Origin of the sequence: Nocardia noduli (assembly GCF_019038455.1) — a bacterium.
Lineage (GTDB): Bacteria > Actinomycetota > Actinomycetes > Mycobacteriales > Mycobacteriaceae > Nocardia > Nocardia noduli.
The window spans coordinates 1-16,605 of record NZ_JAFMPL010000012.1; the positions used below are offsets into that span (position 1 = coordinate 1).

Annotated in this window: 18 protein-coding genes; 14 read left to right on the forward strand and 4 right to left on the reverse strand. The window is 68.3% G+C overall.

All coding sequences use genetic code 11. From position 1 onward, the window contains the following. The first annotated feature begins 167 nt into the window (after positions 1–167). The 6 genes from JZ792_RS09835 (at position 168) to JZ792_RS09860 (ending at position 6,011) form a co-directional block, all read left to right on the forward strand. Complete coding sequence (locus JZ792_RS09835; protein ID WP_216909134.1) at positions 168–332, forward strand: hypothetical protein; 165 nt, start codon at positions 168–170, stop codon at positions 330–332. 276 nt (positions 333–608) lie between these two features. After that, positions 609–1,703 carry an ABC transporter substrate-binding protein gene (locus JZ792_RS09840; RefSeq protein WP_216909136.1) on the forward strand — a complete coding sequence of 365 codons (1,095 nt, stop codon included), beginning with the start codon at positions 609–611 and terminating at the stop codon, positions 1,701–1,703. Between the two features lies 1 nt (position 1,704). Next, positions 1,705–2,577 carry an ABC transporter permease gene (locus tag JZ792_RS09845; protein ID WP_216909138.1) on the forward strand — a complete coding sequence of 291 codons (873 nt, stop codon included), beginning with the start codon at positions 1,705–1,707 and terminating at the stop codon, positions 2,575–2,577. Next, the gene (locus tag JZ792_RS09850; protein ID WP_216909140.1) at positions 2,553–3,326 is read left to right on the forward strand and encodes an ABC transporter ATP-binding protein; all 774 of its coding nucleotides are present in this window, start codon (positions 2,553–2,555) and stop codon (positions 3,324–3,326) included. The genes JZ792_RS09845 and JZ792_RS09850 overlap by 25 nt, the downstream gene beginning before the upstream one ends. Continuing rightward, positions 3,323–4,672 (forward strand): LLM class flavin-dependent oxidoreductase, encoded by a 1,350-nt coding sequence (locus JZ792_RS09855; RefSeq protein WP_216909142.1) that lies wholly within the window; start codon positions 3,323–3,325, stop codon positions 4,670–4,672. Before JZ792_RS09850 ends, JZ792_RS09855 begins: the two co-directional genes overlap by 4 nt. 73 nt (positions 4,673–4,745) lie before the next feature. Next, positions 4,746–6,011, forward strand: coding sequence for an MFS transporter (locus JZ792_RS09860; protein ID WP_308165233.1), 1,266 nt, complete (start codon positions 4,746–4,748; stop codon positions 6,009–6,011). A gap of 125 nt (positions 6,012–6,136) precedes the next feature. Here the strand turns inward: JZ792_RS09860 and JZ792_RS09865 are convergent, their stop codons facing one another. Both JZ792_RS09865 and JZ792_RS09870 read right to left on the reverse strand, forming a co-directional pair. Beyond that, on the reverse strand, positions 6,137–6,436 hold the full coding sequence (locus tag JZ792_RS09865; RefSeq protein WP_216909144.1) for a DinB family protein: 300 nt from the start codon (positions 6,434–6,436) through the stop codon (positions 6,137–6,139). A gap of 72 nt (positions 6,437–6,508) precedes the next feature. Further along, positions 6,509–7,795 carry an oxygenase MpaB family protein gene (locus JZ792_RS09870; RefSeq protein WP_216909146.1) on the reverse strand — a complete coding sequence of 429 codons (1,287 nt, stop codon included), beginning with the start codon at positions 7,793–7,795 and terminating at the stop codon, positions 6,509–6,511. Between the two features lie 253 nt (positions 7,796–8,048). Here JZ792_RS09870 and JZ792_RS09875 point away from each other — a divergent pair, with 253 nt between their 5' ends. Next, positions 8,049–8,675: a TetR/AcrR family transcriptional regulator gene (locus JZ792_RS09875; protein WP_216909148.1), complete on the forward strand. Its 627-nt coding sequence runs from the start codon at positions 8,049–8,051 to the stop codon at positions 8,673–8,675. Between the two features lie 12 nt (positions 8,676–8,687). On the opposite strand, the gene JZ792_RS09880 is transcribed toward JZ792_RS09875, so the two are convergent. Then, positions 8,688–9,272, reverse strand: a complete 585-nt coding sequence (locus JZ792_RS09880) for a TetR/AcrR family transcriptional regulator C-terminal domain-containing protein (RefSeq protein ID WP_216909150.1) — start codon at positions 9,270–9,272, stop codon at positions 8,688–8,690. A 107-nt stretch (positions 9,273–9,379) separates the two neighbouring features. Between JZ792_RS09880 and bioB the strand changes: the two genes are divergently transcribed. The 4 genes from bioB (at position 9,380) to JZ792_RS09900 (ending at position 11,697) form a co-directional block, all read left to right on the forward strand. Continuing rightward, positions 9,380–10,393: a biotin synthase BioB gene (gene bioB, locus JZ792_RS09885; protein WP_109529763.1), complete on the forward strand. Its 1,014-nt coding sequence runs from the start codon at positions 9,380–9,382 to the stop codon at positions 10,391–10,393. 9 nt (positions 10,394–10,402) lie between these two features. Next, positions 10,403–10,630 (forward strand): biotin synthase auxiliary protein BsaP, encoded by a 228-nt coding sequence (gene bsaP / locus JZ792_RS09890; protein ID WP_254189595.1) that lies wholly within the window; start codon positions 10,403–10,405, stop codon positions 10,628–10,630. Continuing rightward, the gene (locus JZ792_RS09895) at positions 10,630–11,301 is read left to right on the forward strand and encodes a DUF2567 domain-containing protein (RefSeq protein ID WP_308165234.1); all 672 of its coding nucleotides are present in this window, start codon (positions 10,630–10,632) and stop codon (positions 11,299–11,301) included. Before bsaP ends, JZ792_RS09895 begins: the two co-directional genes overlap by 1 nt. 216 nt (positions 11,302–11,517) lie before the next feature. Then, positions 11,518–11,697: a hypothetical protein gene (locus JZ792_RS09900; protein ID WP_216909154.1), complete on the forward strand. Its 180-nt coding sequence runs from the start codon at positions 11,518–11,520 to the stop codon at positions 11,695–11,697. An 81-nt stretch (positions 11,698–11,778) separates the two neighbouring features. On the opposite strand, the gene JZ792_RS09905 is transcribed toward JZ792_RS09900, so the two are convergent. After that, positions 11,779–12,546 (reverse strand): NUDIX hydrolase, encoded by a 768-nt coding sequence (locus JZ792_RS09905; protein ID WP_308165235.1) that lies wholly within the window; start codon positions 12,544–12,546, stop codon positions 11,779–11,781. 78 nt (positions 12,547–12,624) lie between these two features. Here JZ792_RS09905 and nadA point away from each other — a divergent pair, with 78 nt between their 5' ends. From nadA to nadC, 3 genes are all read left to right on the forward strand, one after another. After that, positions 12,625–13,668, forward strand: coding sequence for a quinolinate synthase NadA (gene nadA / locus JZ792_RS09910; protein WP_216909156.1), 1,044 nt, complete (start codon positions 12,625–12,627; stop codon positions 13,666–13,668). A 117-nt stretch (positions 13,669–13,785) separates the two neighbouring features. Continuing rightward, positions 13,786–15,489, forward strand: a complete 1,704-nt coding sequence (locus JZ792_RS09915) for an L-aspartate oxidase (protein WP_216909158.1) — start codon at positions 13,786–13,788, stop codon at positions 15,487–15,489. Positions 15,490–15,622: 133 nt separating this feature from the next. Further along, the gene (nadC, locus tag JZ792_RS09920; protein WP_216909160.1) at positions 15,623–16,483 is read left to right on the forward strand and encodes a carboxylating nicotinate-nucleotide diphosphorylase; all 861 of its coding nucleotides are present in this window, start codon (positions 15,623–15,625) and stop codon (positions 16,481–16,483) included. Positions 16,484–16,605 lie beyond the last annotated feature (122 nt).

Genomic DNA, 16,605 nt, shown 5'->3' on the forward strand with positions numbered 1-16,605 from the left:
GCCCTGAGCCCTGAGCCCTGAGCCCTGAGCCCTGAGCCCTGAGCCCTGAGCCCTGAGCCCTGAGCCCCGACACCGACACCGACACCGACACCGCCGACGCTGCTGCTGCCGGTGCCACTGACCTCCCGATCGACCGTGACGCGTGGGCCCAGCACTGGACTCTGCCCGTGTTCTGGTCGGCGCAGGCGCGGGCCGATCCCGGCTGCGCCGATGTCGCCGTCGTGGTCGCGTGCGGGACCAACGAGCCGGGCACGTTCGTCGGTGATCCGCTGTACGCGAAGGTTCGCGGCTCGGCCCAGGTCACGACCGCCTCCTGGAGCATCGAGCGGTGAGCGCCGATCGAACTGGAGTGGCGAGAACTGAGCGCCGAGTGCTGGGCGAGCACCGTGCAGAGTTGCGAGGTGGCGAGTAGCCCGCGCAGGGTCTCGGTATCGGAGCCACCGGCCAACGCGGTACCGATGATGTCGGCGACCTCGGGCACCGCGAATCCGGGGGATGCCGAAATCGGTGCGCTGCGGTTCGTCGACGTCGAACCGCCGGGTTCGGAGTTCGAATCAGGGCAAACCAAACCGTATGCAGGGGCGTGGCAACTTGTTTGAATCACCGGCATGTATCGACCAAGTACGATGTTCCCCGGCCTTCGTGGCCGCACGATCGCCGCGTTGCTCGCCGTGGCTACTGTTGCGAGCTTTGGTCTGACCGGGTGCGCGAGTAATGACGAACCGGTCGGTACCACCAATGCTGATGCTCCGCTGCCCACCGAGATCCCCGCCGGTACCACCCTGACCATCGCTGATCAGTCCGAGCGCTTGCAGAGTGCGCTGCGAATTTCGGGCGAGTTGGACAAGCTGCCGTTCAAGGTGCAGTTCGCCAATTTCGTCGGCGGGCCCGCGATCCTCGAGGCGTTCCGTGCCGAGGCGGCGGATGTGGCGCCGGTCGGTGACGTTCCCCCGATCCACGCGTTGATCGCCGGTCAGGACGTGCCGATCATCGCGGCGTACCAGACCGCGCCGAGCGCGATGAAACTCGCGGTGGCGCCGGGGCGTTCGATCACCCGCCTAGTGGATCTGAAGGGAAAGAAGATCGCCTACGCCGAGGGCACCGCTCAGCAGGCCGCTGTACTGCGCGCGTTGAACAAAGCGAATCTGAAACCCGATGACGTGCAGCTCGTCCGATTGCAGTTGGCCGAATTCCCCGACGCGGTGCGGACCGGACAGGTCGACGTCGCGCCGCTCATCGAGCCGAACGTGACCCGGTTCCTTCGTACCCAGGGCGCGTCCTTGATTCCGGATTCGGAGACGACCGGTATCTACAGCGGTCTGGCCTACCTGTACGCCCGGCGCGCGGTGGTGCAGGATCCGGCCAAGGCGGCCGCGACGCGCGCGCTCGTCGGCGCCTATGTGCGGGCCTATCAGTGGGTGAACACCCATCCGGAGGAGTGGGCGCAGAAGTACTACGTGGACAACCAGAAGGTCGGTCCCGAGGACGCGAAGCGGATCATCGATTCGCTGGGCACCTACACGTTCCCGCATCTGGACCAGGCGCTGGTCGACCAGCAGCAGTCGACCATCGATGTGATCGACGCGGCGGGTCAGTCGCCGAAGAAGGTGAAGGCGTCCAACGGCTTCGATCTGCGCTTCGAAGCGGTCATCTCCGAGACCGTGCCCGCGGCGGGAGCCACATTCGTGCGAGAGAAGAACTGATATGGCTATCAGGACCGCCGACGCAGGCGTATTCGGGAGGCTGCAACGCGCGGACAGGGCCGCGTCGACGAAGGTGCTCGCCCAGCGCAGGCCCGCGCGTCCGAGGCTGGGCCCGGGGCGGGCGATCCCCGGGGGAATCGCGATCGGCCCGGTGCTGCTGATCGCGGCCTGGGTGATCGGCTCGGCGACCGGATCATTGGATCCGGAGACCTTGCCCGCACCGTGGACGGTGGCCCAGACCGCGGGCGACCTGATCGCGGACGGCAGGCTGCAATCGAATCTGCTCACCTCGGTGCAGCGGGCGGGCTGGGGTCTCGGCATCGGTGTGCTGGTCGGGCTGGTGCTCGCGCTCGTCGCGGGTCTGAGCCGAGTCGGTGAGGCGGTGGTGGACGGCCCGATCCAGATCAAGCGGTCGATTCCGACGCTGGCGCTGATTCCATTGTTCATCGTGTGGTTCGGCATCGGCGAGGAGATGAAGCTCATCGTCATCACCACCAGTGTCGCGATTCCGATCTATATCAATACCCACGCGCATCTGCGCAGTGTCGATGCCCGCTATGTGGAATTGGCTCAGACCGTGGGGCTTTCTCGCTGGGGTTTCATCCGCAAGGTGGCGCTGCCGGGCTCGCTGCCGGGGTTCTTCACCGGACTTCGCCTCGCCGTCACCATCGCGTGGCTGGCGCTGGTCGTGGTGGAACAGGTCAACGCCACCAGCGGTATCGGCTACCTGATGACGCAGGCCCGCACCTACGGCCAGATCGACGTCATCGTCGTCGGCCTGGTGATCTACGGCCTGCTCGGCCTGCTCGGTGATATCGCCGTGCGCGCGACCGAGAGGAGGGCGCTGTCATGGCGACAGACCTTGGGAGACTGAACAAATCCGCCATCGTCCGGTTGCGCAACCTCAATCGTGGTTTCGGCGAACGCGTGGTGTTGCGCGGGATCGATATCGATATCGCGCGCGGTGAATTCGTCGCGCTGCTCGGGCGCAGCGGTTCGGGTAAGAGCACGCTGTTGCGCGCGCTGGCCGAACTCGACTACGACGTACCGGGTTCGGGCGATCTGACCGTGCCGTCGGAACGCGCCGTGGTGTTCCAGGATTCGCGACTGCTGCCGTGGTTGCGGGTGCTGGACAATGTGACACTCGGTCTCGGCGGCTCCGACGCCGCGGGACGCGGGCGCACGGCGTTGGCCGAAGTCGGTCTCGCCGGGCGCGAACGGGCCTGGCCCAAGGAACTGTCCGGTGGTGAGCAGCAGCGCGTGGCGCTGGCCCGTTCCCTGGTCAGGGAACCGGAATTGCTGCTGGCCGACGAGCCTTTCGGCGCGCTCGACGCGCTCACCCGGATCAAGATGCATGTACTGCTACAGGAGTTGTGCGCCAAGCACAAGCCCGCGGTCCTGCTGGTCACCCACGATGTGGACGAGGCGGTGCTGCTCGCCGACCGAGTGCTGGTCCTCGACGAGGGGCAGATCGTGCTCGATCAGCGCGTCGAGCTGGGCCGTCCACGCCGCCACGGTGATCCGGAATTCATTCGTTTGCGCGAGATCCTGCTGGCCGGCCTCGGTGTCGGTGCCGAAGGGATCCCGTCGAATACTCGCGAGGAAGCGAAACAGCCTTCATGACCGAGCCACGTCAGCTCAGCCTCAACGCCTTCATCTACCCGTCCGGACATCACGAAGCCGCGTGGCGGCATCCGCAGAGCAGGCCGGAGCGGATCTACGACGTCAGTTATTACCAGGAGATCGGCCGGACCGCCGAAGCGGCCAAGCTGGATGCGGTCTTCTTCGCCGACGGACCGGCGTTGCGCGCCGATGTGAAGCACAACGCGGTATCCGGACTGGAGCCCATCACGCTGCTCACCGCGATCGCCACGGCCACCACGCATCTGGGTCTGATCGCGACGGCGTCGACCACCTACTACGAGCCCTACAACCTGGCTCGTCTGTTCTCCACCCTCGATCACATCTCCGGTGGTCGCGCGGGCTGGAATATCGTCACCACCGGCACCGATCTCGCCGCGGCGAATTTCGGCCTGGACGCGCATCCCGATCATGCCGACCGTTACGCGCGGGCAAGGGAATTCGTCGACGCGGTGGTCTCGCTGTGGGACAGCTGGGAAGACGACGCGATCCTGCTCGACAAGGAAGCGGGTATCTACGCCGATCCGGAGAAGATCCATCAGATCGACTTCGTCGGCGAACACCTCAAGGTGCGTGGGCCTTTCAACGCTCCCCGCACCCCGCAGGGGCATCCGGTGCTCGTGCAGGCGGGCGCGTCCAACGACGGCCGCGCTTTCGCGGGCAAATACGCCGAGGCCATCTTCACCGCCCACCAGCGGCTGGTGGACGCACAGGCCTTCTACTCCGATATCAAGGCTCAGGCCCGGGCGTTCGGCCGCGATCCCGATCAGATCAAGATCCTGCCGGGCATCAGCCCGTTCATCGCCGACACCGAGGCCGAGGCCAAGAAACTGGAGCGCGAGTTCAACGAACTCACCGTTCCCGACTACGGCCTCAAGCAGTTGGAGTCCATCGCGGGCACGAGTCTGCGTCATCTGCCGCTGGACGGGCCGGTTCCCCTCGAATTGTTCAGCGACGCGGGGGATGTCACCGACAACAGTCGCAGCCGTTTGCAGGTCGTCGCGGGCATCGTGGAGCGGGAACGGCCGACGGTTCGCGGGCTGCTGCACCGCCTCGCCGGTGCACGCGGGCACCGCGTCTTCGCCGGAACTCCCGAGCAGGTGGCCGATACCATCGAGGAATGGTTCCGCAACGGCGCGGCCGACGGTTTCAATGTGATGCCGCCGTACTACCCGGGCGGTCTCGAGGTGTTCGCGCGGACCGTCGTGCCGATTCTGCAGGAACGCGGCATCTTCCGGACCGAGTACACCGGCACCACGCTGCGCGATCATTTCGGCCTGACCAGGCCCGAGAGCCGCTACGCGCGCCGCCCGGCACTGGCCGGGTGAGCGCCGCGAGCTGCTGTACCGGCGCCGGACACCCGGTGCGGTCGGACCGGCTCGACGTCGCGACGGCGGGCCGGTGACCGGCGGATCGATATCCGCAGACACCTCGGTCGCGCTGCGTCGGCTGGCGTGGACGATGTTCGTGCCGATGGCGATCTACAGCGTCGGCTACGGCGCGGCGGGACCGATGTATGTGCTGCGGGCCGTCGATCTCGGCGCCTCGGCGGGCCAGGCCGGTGTGATCGTCGCGCTCACCGGGCTCGGCATGGTGCTCGCCGATCTGCCCGCGGGCGGGATCGTTGCGCGGATCGGTGAGCGCGGCGCCATCGCGGTCGGGTCGGGTGTCGGCATGGTCGGGGTGGCCGCGGCGCTGTGCGCGCCGAATGTCGGGGTACTCGCGGTGGGCATGCTGCTCGTCGGCGCGTCCGGTGCGGTGTGGGGGCTGGCGCGCCAGTCGTATCTGGTGACCGTCGTCGCGCCGGCCGATCGCGGCAGGGCGATGTCGCTGCTGGCCGCTTCCTCGCGGTTCGGGTTGTTCTGCGGACCGTTCCTCGGCGCGGTTCCGGTGCATTTCTTCGGGCCGAACGGGGCCCTGTGGCTGCAACTCGTGGCGACCGCGATCTCGGCGGCCGCCATGGTGGCGATCCCGTCGGCGGACGGCGACCATTTCGACGGCAGCGCCCAGCCGTTGCGCGCGGTGATCGTCGAGAACCGCCGTGTTCTCGCCACCTTGGGCTCCTCGGCGCTGCTCGTCGGCGCGGCGCGTGCGGCGAGGCTCGCTCTGTTGCCGCTGTGGGCGGCGCATATCGGGGTGAACGCGGCGACCATCAGCCTGATCTTCGGTGTCGCGGGCGCGGTCGATGTCCTCATGTCGTATCCGGCCGGTATTTGGCTGGATCGCTACGGACGACGGGCGACCGGTGTTCCCGCCATGGCGCTGTTCGCGCTCGGCTACGCCTGTCTGCCGCTGACCTCGTCGGCTGTCACGATCGGAGTGTCGGCGTTCATCCTGGGTGTCGCCAACGGTCTGAGCAACGGGCTGATCATGACCGTGGGCGCGGATGTCGCCCCGGAGGCGCGGCGTGCGGAATTCCTCGGGGCGTGGCGGCTCACCCACGACGCGGGGGCCTTCGTCGGCCCGATCGCGGTCGGGGCCATCAGCGTGGTGACGGTGCTCGCGGGATCGGCGGTCGCGCTCGCGGTGACGTCGGTGCTGGGTGCGGCGACCATGTACCGCTGGTTCCCCGGCGTGCCGTCGTCGGAGAAGGGCCCGGATCCGCGGGGCGGGCGGCGAGATCGTGAAGTCGAGGGTGGGATCGAAATACACACGGGCGGAAAATAGTTCGCCGCGCGGTGTGACTTCGGCGATGAATTGGTATCAGGCGTTGTCGCGCTGTGTGGGAGCGGCGGATTTCCTCGTGACCGGTGGCGACCGCACGACAGCGGTACCTCCGAGTCGACGCGTGATTACGCGGTGTCGGGCCGTGAGGTGCGGCCGAGGTGGGACAGGAGTCGGTCGCCTGCGGTCGCCGCGCTGTTTCGGAGCGGGGGAGCGAACAGGGGGGATCGGCCGATGATCGGAACCAATTGGTGTGCGACGGGCAGTAGTTCGTGGGCCAAGCGGTCGGGGATGGGGGTCGGTCGGCCGGTGGATCGACCGAGATCCCAGGCGTGGGCCGTCAATTCGAGGGCGGCGGCCGCACCGAGCACGGTCGTGGGGATCGGTAGGTCGCGAATGGTGATCGGGTGCGGCAGTACGGTGCCCATGCGGATATGGACCGGTACCGGACCGGAAATTCATCGGTGACCCCGCGCGGTACGACAGCGGGCGCGGGAGACTCAGCGGCGCAGCGCACCGGTCGCGTCGAATTGCGCACGGCGCCCGCGCATCTGCGAGCGGTACCAGTTCTCGCGGTGCGCCCGGGTGACGCGCTCGTGCAGGCGGTCCAGACCCGGCACCGTGCGACGGGCGATCTCGGCGACGGCGACGAACGGGGTGCGAGCCAGTGGCCACAGAATCCAGGGGAACGCGCTGGGCAGGTCGTATCGGCGGCGGGTGATCGGCGACATGTACAGCGCGGTGTAGGCCGAATGCAGCCGGTAGTTGTACGCCTGGCGCAGTCGGCGCAGGCCGCGCTGGTCGGGGCGCGGCGCGAAGGCGGCCGGATAGGATTCGATCAATTCGCGGCCCTGCTCACCGGCGTCGTGGGCGCGCGAGATCATGACCATCGCGAGAATGCGCAGGGCGTCGCCGATGGTCTCGGGATACCAGTCGACGCGCACGCCGAGCAGATGTCCCATATAGCGTTGGAAATGCAGCAGCGCGCGCATCTCGCCGGGGCTGGTGAAATGTCCGAGCGGCCACAAACCCAGCGCGGGTGTGATGCTTCCCGCCAGCAGGGTGAGCAGCATATAGCTCTGGCTGATGGGAAGTCCCCAGCGCCGCGGGTCCCATTCCCGGTGTCGGGCAACGCGTTTACGCACCGAGACGTGCATGATCCGGACTTCGAGGGCGGTGGCCCGGCCCGCCGATCCCGGTGTCAGGATCGCGCCGGGCTCGGAGACGTCGATCCAGAATCGGGTCGTTTCGAGGAATCTCCTGAGCGCGTTGTCGCCGGCGTAGCCGCCCGCCAGCGACAGCGGGGTGGCGACGGCGGCCTCGGTGTACATCTCGAGTGTTTCCGCGCCCGCCATCGCGAAGAGCATGGTGCCCCACCGCCGCCAGATCGCCGCGCCCTGTTCCACGAGTTCGGGGCGGACCCAGTCGGGGACCGTCTCGAATTCCCGGAACAACTCGCGCATCGCCTCGTGCGCGTCGGGAACCGCGTCCACGCCGTCGCGCAATGCCGTCTCCAGCTGTTTGCGGCCGCGTTTGGCGCCGGTCTCGCCGTCGAACACCTCGGCGACGAAGCGTTCGGCGGTCGGATCACCGCGGTAGAGGTCGGCGCGGAACGCCTCGGCGATGTCGTCGGCCGGGAAGAGGTCGGTGCGGAACAGCGTCATGAAGCTTTCCCGGATCCGGCGGATATCGCGGCTCTCGCGGCGTTCCCGGTATCGGAACGAGGTCGGGTGGTGTGCCGCGGCGGTCCGCGCCGTTTCCGCGCCGACCGGTACCGAGATCTCCATGCTGAACCGCGCTTTCGACAGAGCTGGATGAGGCGACCGGAACCCCGGCCTCACATACCTTAAGGTATGTCGCAACATACCCTCAAGTATGTCCGCATGTCTCGGGCGCGGGCGGCACTGCTAATCTGGGACCGCATCGGAGTCGACGCGCGCTCGCCGCGCCCCGTGAACGGCCGTATCCGGGCCGGTGGAGTGGAACCGGACGCGGGCGACGGCGCCGGAATCGACTCGTCCCTACAACGAGAAGGCGGCGATGACAGAAGCGTCGGAACAGCGCCCGTCGCCCGTCGTCGAGGTGTCCAAACGCAAAGCCGCTGCCGCCGCGCGACGGACACGGCGCGCGCCCGCACTCACGGTCTCGGACTGGGTCGACGCGGCGATGTCGGTCCTGCTGAGCGAGGGTGTCGCCGCGATCTCGATTCCCCGGCTGTGTGAACACCTCGGCGTCACCAAGGGCAGTTTCTACTGGCATTTCGACGATCTGGAGCATCTGCTCGAGGCGACGGCCGACCACTGGTGCGCCGCGCAGAACGACAGCGTCCGCGGCTTGCAGGGGCTGGAGGCCCTGTCACCGGATCGGCGGCTCCAGCGCATGGGTGAACTGCTCGCCGGTGACGAGTTGTGGAAGGTCGAGTACGCGGTCCGCGACTGGGCCCGCACCAATCCCAAGGTGTTCGACGCGGTGCGATCCCTCGATCAGCGGATCTTCGCGGTATTGGAACAGACCCTGACCGAACTAGGTTTCGCCGCCGCCGACGCGCGGATGCGGGCCGGAATCCTGTCGTTCATCGGAATCGGATTCGTCCACGGGCGTGAGACGCTGCCGACGCCGAACGCCGAACAGATCAGGGCGACTTTCGATTTCATCACCCGACCCTGACCGGAAGCCGCCTCAGCGCACCCGGGTGCCGAGCAGGTGGCGCACACCGCCGACGAACAATTGCAGACCGAAGTCGAAAGTCGCGGTGGCGTCCGGGGTTTCGTCCAGCGGCGAGGTGTCCTCGGCGAGCGCGCCGACCGAATCCATCTGCATGCGCGATTGCTCGTCGACGGTCTGGCCGAGGACGTAGTACAGCAGCGTGAACGCGGCCGATTCGGCTTCCGGGCGCGGCATTCCCGCGCGGATCACGGCGCTGACCATGCGCTCGCGACCCTTGCTCGTGGTCAGCCTCGACGCGTAGGTGGCCGAAACCAGTTCGGCGCCGTCGCGGTAGGTGAGCAGGCAATCGCGCAGCCGGTGGGCCAGTTCGGTGATCTGGGCCGACCACTCCTCGGCGGCGACGGGTTCGTCCATCGGCGCGAGGATCCGGTCGGCGACCGCGCCGAGCAGCGCCTGTTTGTTCGGGAAATGCCAGTAGAGCGCGCCGGGCTGGACCTGTAGTGATCCCGCCAGCCGACGCATCGTCAGATCGCCGAGACCGTACTGGTCCAGGATGGCGATCGCGCCGTCGACCACGTCCGCTCTGTGCAGTTGCACCCGAAGCCCTCCCCGGTGTGGATGTTTGACTCGCTGTCTACCGCTACCCTAGCCTGAACACCGTTCAAGTTGCACGGCCACCTCGGCCGGACGAAGGGATTCGTGCAGTGACCCAGGCACCAGTGACCACCGATATTCTGGCTGTCGCCCGCGAGCAGGTGCTCGTGCGCGGCGAGGGGTTGAGCCAGGAGCAGACGCTGGAAGTGCTGCGCCTGGGCGACGACAGGCTGGAGGATCTGCTCGCCCTCGCGCACGAGGTCCGCATGCGATGGTGTGGCCCCGAGGTCGAGGTCGAGGGCATCATCTCGCTCAAGACCGGCGGCTGCCCCGAGGACTGCCACTTCTGTTCGCAGTCGGGCCTGTTCCAGTCCCCGGTCCGCGCCGCGTGGCTCGATATCCCGAGCCTGGTCGAGGCCGCCAAACAGACCGCCAAATCCGGCGCCACCGAGTTCTGCATCGTCGCGGCCGTCCGCGGGCCCGACGAACGTCTGATGGCCCAGGTCGCCGCGGGTGTCGAGGCGATCCGCAACGAAGTCGACATCCAGGTCGCGTGTTCGCTGGGCATGCTCACCCAGGAACAGGTCGATCAGCTGGCCGCGATGGGCGTGCACCGCTACAACCACAATCTCGAGACCTCGAAGTCGTACTTCCCGAACGTGGTCACCACACACACCTGGGAGGAGCGCTGGGACACCCTGCGCATGGTGCGCGAGGCCGGGATGGAAGTCTGCTGCGGCGGCATCCTCGGCATGGGCGAAACGCTGGAGCAGCGTGCGGAATTCGCGGCGAATCTCGCGGTGCTCGAACCGGACGAGGTGCCGCTGAACTTCCTCAACCCGCGTCCGGGCACCCCCTTCGGCGACCTCGATGTGCTGCCCGCGTCCGACGCGCTGCGCGCCGTCGCCGCCTTCCGCCTGGCGCTGCCGCGCACCATGCTGCGCTTCGCGGGCGGACGCGAGATCACCCTCGGCGACCTCGGCGCGAAACAGGGCATCCTCGGCGGCATCAACGCCGTCATCGTCGGTAACTACCTGACCACGCTCGGGCGTCCCGCCGAAGCCGACCTGGATCTGCTCGGCGAGCTGAAGATGCCGATCAAGGCGCTCAACGAAACGCTGTGAGCCGCGACCATGAGTAATGTCATGGACATGGACGAGCGCTACAACCCGTTCACCGGCAAACGGATAGTGCCCGGCGTCGACGACGTGGTTCCCGCGTCCGCGGCGATGGGCCTGGAGCCGCCGCGCTTCTGTGAACAGTGCGGCAGGCGCATGATCGTGCAGGTGAGCCCCGACGGCTGGTGGGCGAAATGCTCGCGCCACGGCGTCATCGATTCGGCGCGTCTGGAATACCGGTAGTGGCGGCGGTGAGATCCGGCGGCCTGCGACGCGAAGTGGTCGCGGGACTGCTGACCGTCGCCGGTGTCGTGCTGGCGAGTGCGGTCGGCGGCGCGATCTGGGGGTATCTCGCGCCCGTCGAACAATTGCTGGTCACCGAAGCCGGGCGCGGGGTCGTGCTGACCGGGGAGAGCGTCCACCAGTTCGACGCGCTCGCGATCTTCGTCTGCGTCGGCGCGGTGGTCGGTGTGCTGTCGGCGGCGGGGGCGTGGCGACTGCGCTCGGTACGCGGACCCGTCCTCCAACTCGGACTGCTGGCCGGATCGTTGCTCGGCGCCTTCGCCATGCGGACCATCGGCGAGGCGGTGGCCGAATGGCATCACGCCCGCCCCGACGATCCGCCGGTGGGGCAGATCGTCGATATCGCCCCCGAACTGGGGAGCGCGCTCGCGATGATCGTGCAGCCGCTGCTGGCGTCGCTGGTGCTGATGTTCCTGGCCGCTCTGAGCCCGTCCGAGGATCTCGGCACCGGCTTCGGCGGTCCCTTCGGTGCGACGCGACCGGTGCAACGCTTCGTTCCCGATCTCGATCCCGGGGCTTCGTACACGCCGTACGGCCCGAATGCCGGGTACGGAGGGTACGACCCGGCGGCGGGCGCGGGCCCCGTGCCGGAGAGTCGCCCGGCTCGCTGACGCGGGAATGCGGCCGGTACGACAGCCTGCTGCTCGGCCCATCGCGATGTCGCGGGCATCCGGTGTTGACGCGAATAATCGGTGGAAGCGGGGGGAGCGGGCGGTTACGGTGGGTGTCCGCCCCGGGCGACCTTTCGTGGGAATAGCGGAGTCGCCGTGGCGTGTTCCGTGAAGACACGGTCGGGGAGTATCGATCGTGGAGAGGGGGTGTCGTCGATGAAAGCCGAGACGCGTGCCGTGCCCGAGTCGGGTGCCGCCGAGCGCGACGAGCGACCGGATCTGGCCGCGTGGCGTCGGCGTCACGCGCTGCGGCAGAGCAGTGCCGCGCAGCCGGTCCGCAACGAGCGGAGGTATCGGCGCGGCGCCAAACACCGCAAACGGTCGATGGATTCCTGACGAAGCGGTCACGCGAGACGGTGTCCGAACGATCGCGAGACCGCCGGGGCCAGATCGAATCGACCCGTCTCGCACGGTGATTCACGTCGGTGGACGCAGTGCGGCGAACTCGTCGGTGACGCGGATTCCCGAGTCGCTGAAACGGTAGAGGGCGGCGGGACGTCCCCCCGCGCGCCCGGGCGCGGCGGTGGCTCCGGTGGGCGTGATGACCTTGCGTCGGGTCAGGACCCGCTGGAGGTTGGTGGTGTCGACGTCGTAACCCAGTGCGGCGCAATAGATCGCGCGCAGTGTCGACATCGTGAACGTCGACGGGGCAAGGGCGAAGGCGATATTGGTGTAGGAGAGTTTGGCGGCGAGCCGGGTTCTGGCGTGGTCCACGACGGTGCCGTGGTCGAAGGACATGGTCGGCAGGGCCGAGACCGGATGCCAGGTGGTGTCGGCGGGGAGTTCGGGGTCGACGGTGAGGGGGACGAGCCCGAGGTAGGCCGAGGCGATGCGGCGCGGCGCGGGGACCCGGTCGGGAGCGCTGAACACCGCGAGTTGTTCGAGGTGGGCCAGTTCGCGCACGTCGACCTTCTCGGCGAGTTGACGCCGGGCCGAGATATCGAGTTCCTCGTCGTCGCGGAGTCTGCCGCCGGGTAGCGACCAGGTGTCCTTCTGTGGGTCGAGGGCGCGCTCCCACAGCAGCACGGCCAATTCTGTTCGCTGATCGGGTCCGCACGGTGCGAACGCGGTCTCCATCATCTCGACGGCCTCGACAACGCCACTACCTGCGGTGATGTCCTTCGAGAATCGACGAACCTGGAACACGGCGGTGAGCGTTTCATGGATGGTGCTACTATGGGCCACGTTTTCGATTGTAAGTCGAAAACCTGGTTTGGTGCGAATTACGGCGAAGAGGCCGGCCGCACGAGGAAGGGAGCCATCATGGCGACAATGGGTGCACAGCTCGCGCCTGCGCTGATGGAGCAGGTGGTCGACGGACCATCGGGATTCACCGGTGTCGACGCGACACCGCAGTGGGCGGAAGAGGTCAAGCGGCTTGCGCGTGCGCGCAACGCGACGATCCTCGCGCACAACTACCAGCTGCCCGAGATCCAGGACGTGGCCGATCACGTCGGCGACTCGCTGGCGCTGTCCCGGATCGCGGCCGAGGCCGCCGAGGACACCATCGTGTTCTGCGGCGTGCACTTCATGGCCGAGACGGCGAAGATCCTCAGCCCGGAGAAAACCGTCCTCATCCCGGATCAGCGGGCGGGCTGCTCACTGGCGGATTCGATCACCGCCGACGAACTGCGCGCGTGGAAAGCCGAATTCCCGAACGCCATGGTCGTGTCGTACGTGAACACCACGGCCGAGGTGAAGGCGCTCACCGACATCTGCTGCACATCGTCGAACGCGGTCGACGTCGTCGCCTCCATCGACCCCGATCGCGAGGTGCTGTTCCTACCGGACCAGTTCCTCGGCGCGCACGTCAAACGCGTCACCGGGCGCGAGAACATGCACATCTGGGCGGGCGAATGCCACGTCCACGCGGGCATCAACGGCGACGAGCTCACCGAGCAGGCGCGCGCGCACCCCGACGCCGAACTGTTCGTGCACCCCGAATGCGGTTGCGCGACGTCGGCGCTGTACCTGGCGGGCGAGGGTTCCTTCCCGGCCGACCGGGTGCACATCCTCTCCACCGGCGGCATGATCGACGCGGCCAAGGCGGCCAAGTCGAGCCAGGTGCTCGTCGCCACCGAGGTCGGCATGCTGCACCAGCTGCGCAAGGCCGCGCCCGGCATCGACTTCAAGGCCGTCAACGATCGCGCCTCCTGCAAGTACATGAAGATGATCACCCCGGCCGCGCTGCTGCGCTGCCTGGTCGAGGGCGCCGACGAAGTGCACGTCGACCTGGAGACCGCCGCCCGCGGCCGTAGCTCGGTGCAACGGATGATCGAGATCGGCAATCCCGGCGGGGGCGAGTGACGGCCCTTCCGGGCGCAGGGCGCGCGCGGACCCGAGGGTCGGCGCGCGCGTGATCTATGGAGGCCGCCGCTGGGCGGCCGCCGGGCCGGGTGGGCCCGGAGCGAGAGGCGTGGAGAGATGACGGCTCCGGTATCGATCGAGTGGGAAGCCGCCGCCGATCTCGTGGTGATCGGCGGCGGTGTCGCCGGTCTGACAGCGGCGCGCACGGCGTCACTGCACGGGGCGCGGGTGCTGGTGCTCAGCAAGGGCGGACCCACCGATACGTCGACCCAGTACGCCCAGGGCGGTATCGCCGTGGTGGCGCCGCAGGAGGATTCGATCGAATCCCATGTCCTCGACACCGTCGAGGCGGGCGCGGGCCTGTGCGAAGTGGAGGCGGTGCGCTCCATCGTCTCCGGCGGTCAGGACGCGGTCGCCGCGCTGACCGATCTCGGCGCGGTCTTCGATCTCGGTCGTGACGGCCAGATCTCGCGTACCCGCGAGGGCGGGCACAGCACCCGCAGGATCATCCACGCCGGTGGTGACGCCACCGGCGCGGAGGTGCAGCGCGCGCTCAACGCGGCCGGACTGCCCGTGCTGTTCGGCGCGGCCGCCTGCGAGGTGGTGACCGGGCCCACCGGGGTGCGCGGGGTGATCGCGGTGTCGGAGCGGGGTTTCGGTGTCGTGCACACCCCGGCGGTACTGCTCGCGACCGGCGGTCTCGGTCAGCTGTACGCGCTGAGCACCAACCCCTCCGGCGCGACGGCGGACGGGATCGCGCTCGCGCTGTGGGCCGGGGCCGCGGTCGCGGACCTGGAATTCGTGCAGTTCCATCCCACCGTGCTCTACACCCCCGGCGGCACCGGACGGCGTCCGCTGATCAGCGAGGCGGTGCGCGGCGAAGGCGCGATACTGGTCGATTCCGCGGGGGATTCGGTCACCGCGGGCGTACATCCACGGGGCGATCTCGCCCCGCGCGATGTGGTCTCTCGGGCCATCGCCGCGCGCATGCGCGAACTCGGCACCGATCACGTCTATCTCGACGGCCGCGCGATCGACGGATTCGTCGAACGGTTCCCGACCATCACCGCCAGCTGTCGCGCCGCGGGGCTGGATCCGCGCGTCGATCTCATCCCGGTCGCCCCCGCCGCGCACTATCAGTGCGGCGGCGTGGTCACCGATCCGCACGGTCGCACCGGGGTTCCCGGCCTGTACGCGGCGGGTGAAGTGGCGCGGACCGGACTGCACGGTGCGAACCGGTTGGCCTCCAACAGTCTGCTCGAAGGTCTCGTCGTCGGTGAGCGGGTCGGTGCGGCGGTCGCCGAGCGCAGGGATATGCCCGCCGAGGTGACCGAGATCAGAACCCGGACCATGCCGAGGGTGGCGCGCGCGGCCCTGCAACAGGTGATGACGGCCCACGCGTCGGTGGTCAGGGACCGCGACGGTCTCGACGAGGCGAACGCGCGCCTGGAACGCGCTGTCCTGCGCAGTATGTCGACACGTTTCACCCAGTCGATACGCAACGCGACGGGCGATTCCGCCGCGGTGTCACCGGAGGCGCTGGCCGCCCAGCGCATCGCCGATATCGAAGACGGGGCGCTCACCCTGACGGCGCGCGTCCTGTTGCTCGCCGCGGCGGCCCGCACCGAGAGCAGGGGCTGCCACACCCGCTCCGACCATCCCGCGTCGGATCCGGCACTGCGGCACAGTATTCCGATCCGCCTGGACAGCGACGGACATCCCGACGTGCGGCCGATGGCGGGCGCTCCCGAGGGTCCGCTGCTGGCGACCCGGCTCGCCGCCGATCCGGACGGGCCGGAACTGTCGATCGCGGTGCCGTGAGCACGGCGATCGGACAGCACTTCCCGCCGGATCGATGGGTTTCGGACCATCGGACGGCCGACGCTCGTGCGTGCCGCGCCGAGCCGTCCCCACCGCATATTCGCTTCGGCGAGAACACGTTAGGAGTGCACCCATGACGCTCGATACCGCGTTGAACCAGGACGAAGTGGTCGCGCTGATCCGCACCGCGCTCGACGAGGATCTGCGCTACGGACCCGATATCACCACCGTGGCGACGGTGCCCGCCGACGCGGTGGTCAAGGCGTCGATGGTGTCACGGCAGCCGGGGACCGTCGCCGGACTCGACGTCGGGTTGCTCGTGCTGGACGAGGTGATCGGCGTGGGCAACTACGAGATCACCGATCGGGTCGCAGACGGCACCCGGGTGGCGGCAGGCGGTGCGGTACTCGGCCTCGTCGCGCCGACGCGGGCGCTGCTCACCGCCGAGCGCACCATGCTCAATCTGGTCTGTCACCTGTCCGGGATCGCCACCGCGACCGCCGCGTGGGTCGACGAGGTCGAAGGCACCCACTGCCGCATCCGCGACAGCCGCAAGACACTGCCCGGCCTGCGCGCCCTCCAGAAATACGCGGTCCGGGTCGGCGGCGGTGTCAATCATCGAATGGGACTCGGCGACGCCGCGCTGATCAAGGACAACCACGTGGTCGCCGCGGGTTCGGTGGTCGACGCGCTGCGCGCGGTGCGCGAACTGGCCCCCGATATCGCGTGCGAAGTGGAGGTCGACAGCCTGGAACAGCTCGACGCCGTACTCGCCGAGAACGTGGAACTGGTTCTGCTGGACAATTTCCCGCTCTGGCAGACCCAGGCCGCCGTTCAGCGCCGCAATGCCGTCGCGCCGAATACCAAGCTCGAATCATCGGGTGGTCTGAGCATCGAGGTCGCCGCCGACTACGCGCGCACCGGCGTCGACTATCTCGCCGTCGGCGCGCTCACCCATTCGGTGCGTGTACTCGACCTCGGTCTCGACATGTAGGTCGCAGATCAGCGATCAGCAACAGTCGATCGGTGATATCGCCCGCTGTGTCCCACCGGCCACCGGGTGCTGCTGTTCATCCCCTATCGCGAGATGGAGCGCGGGTATTCGAGGCGTTGGCG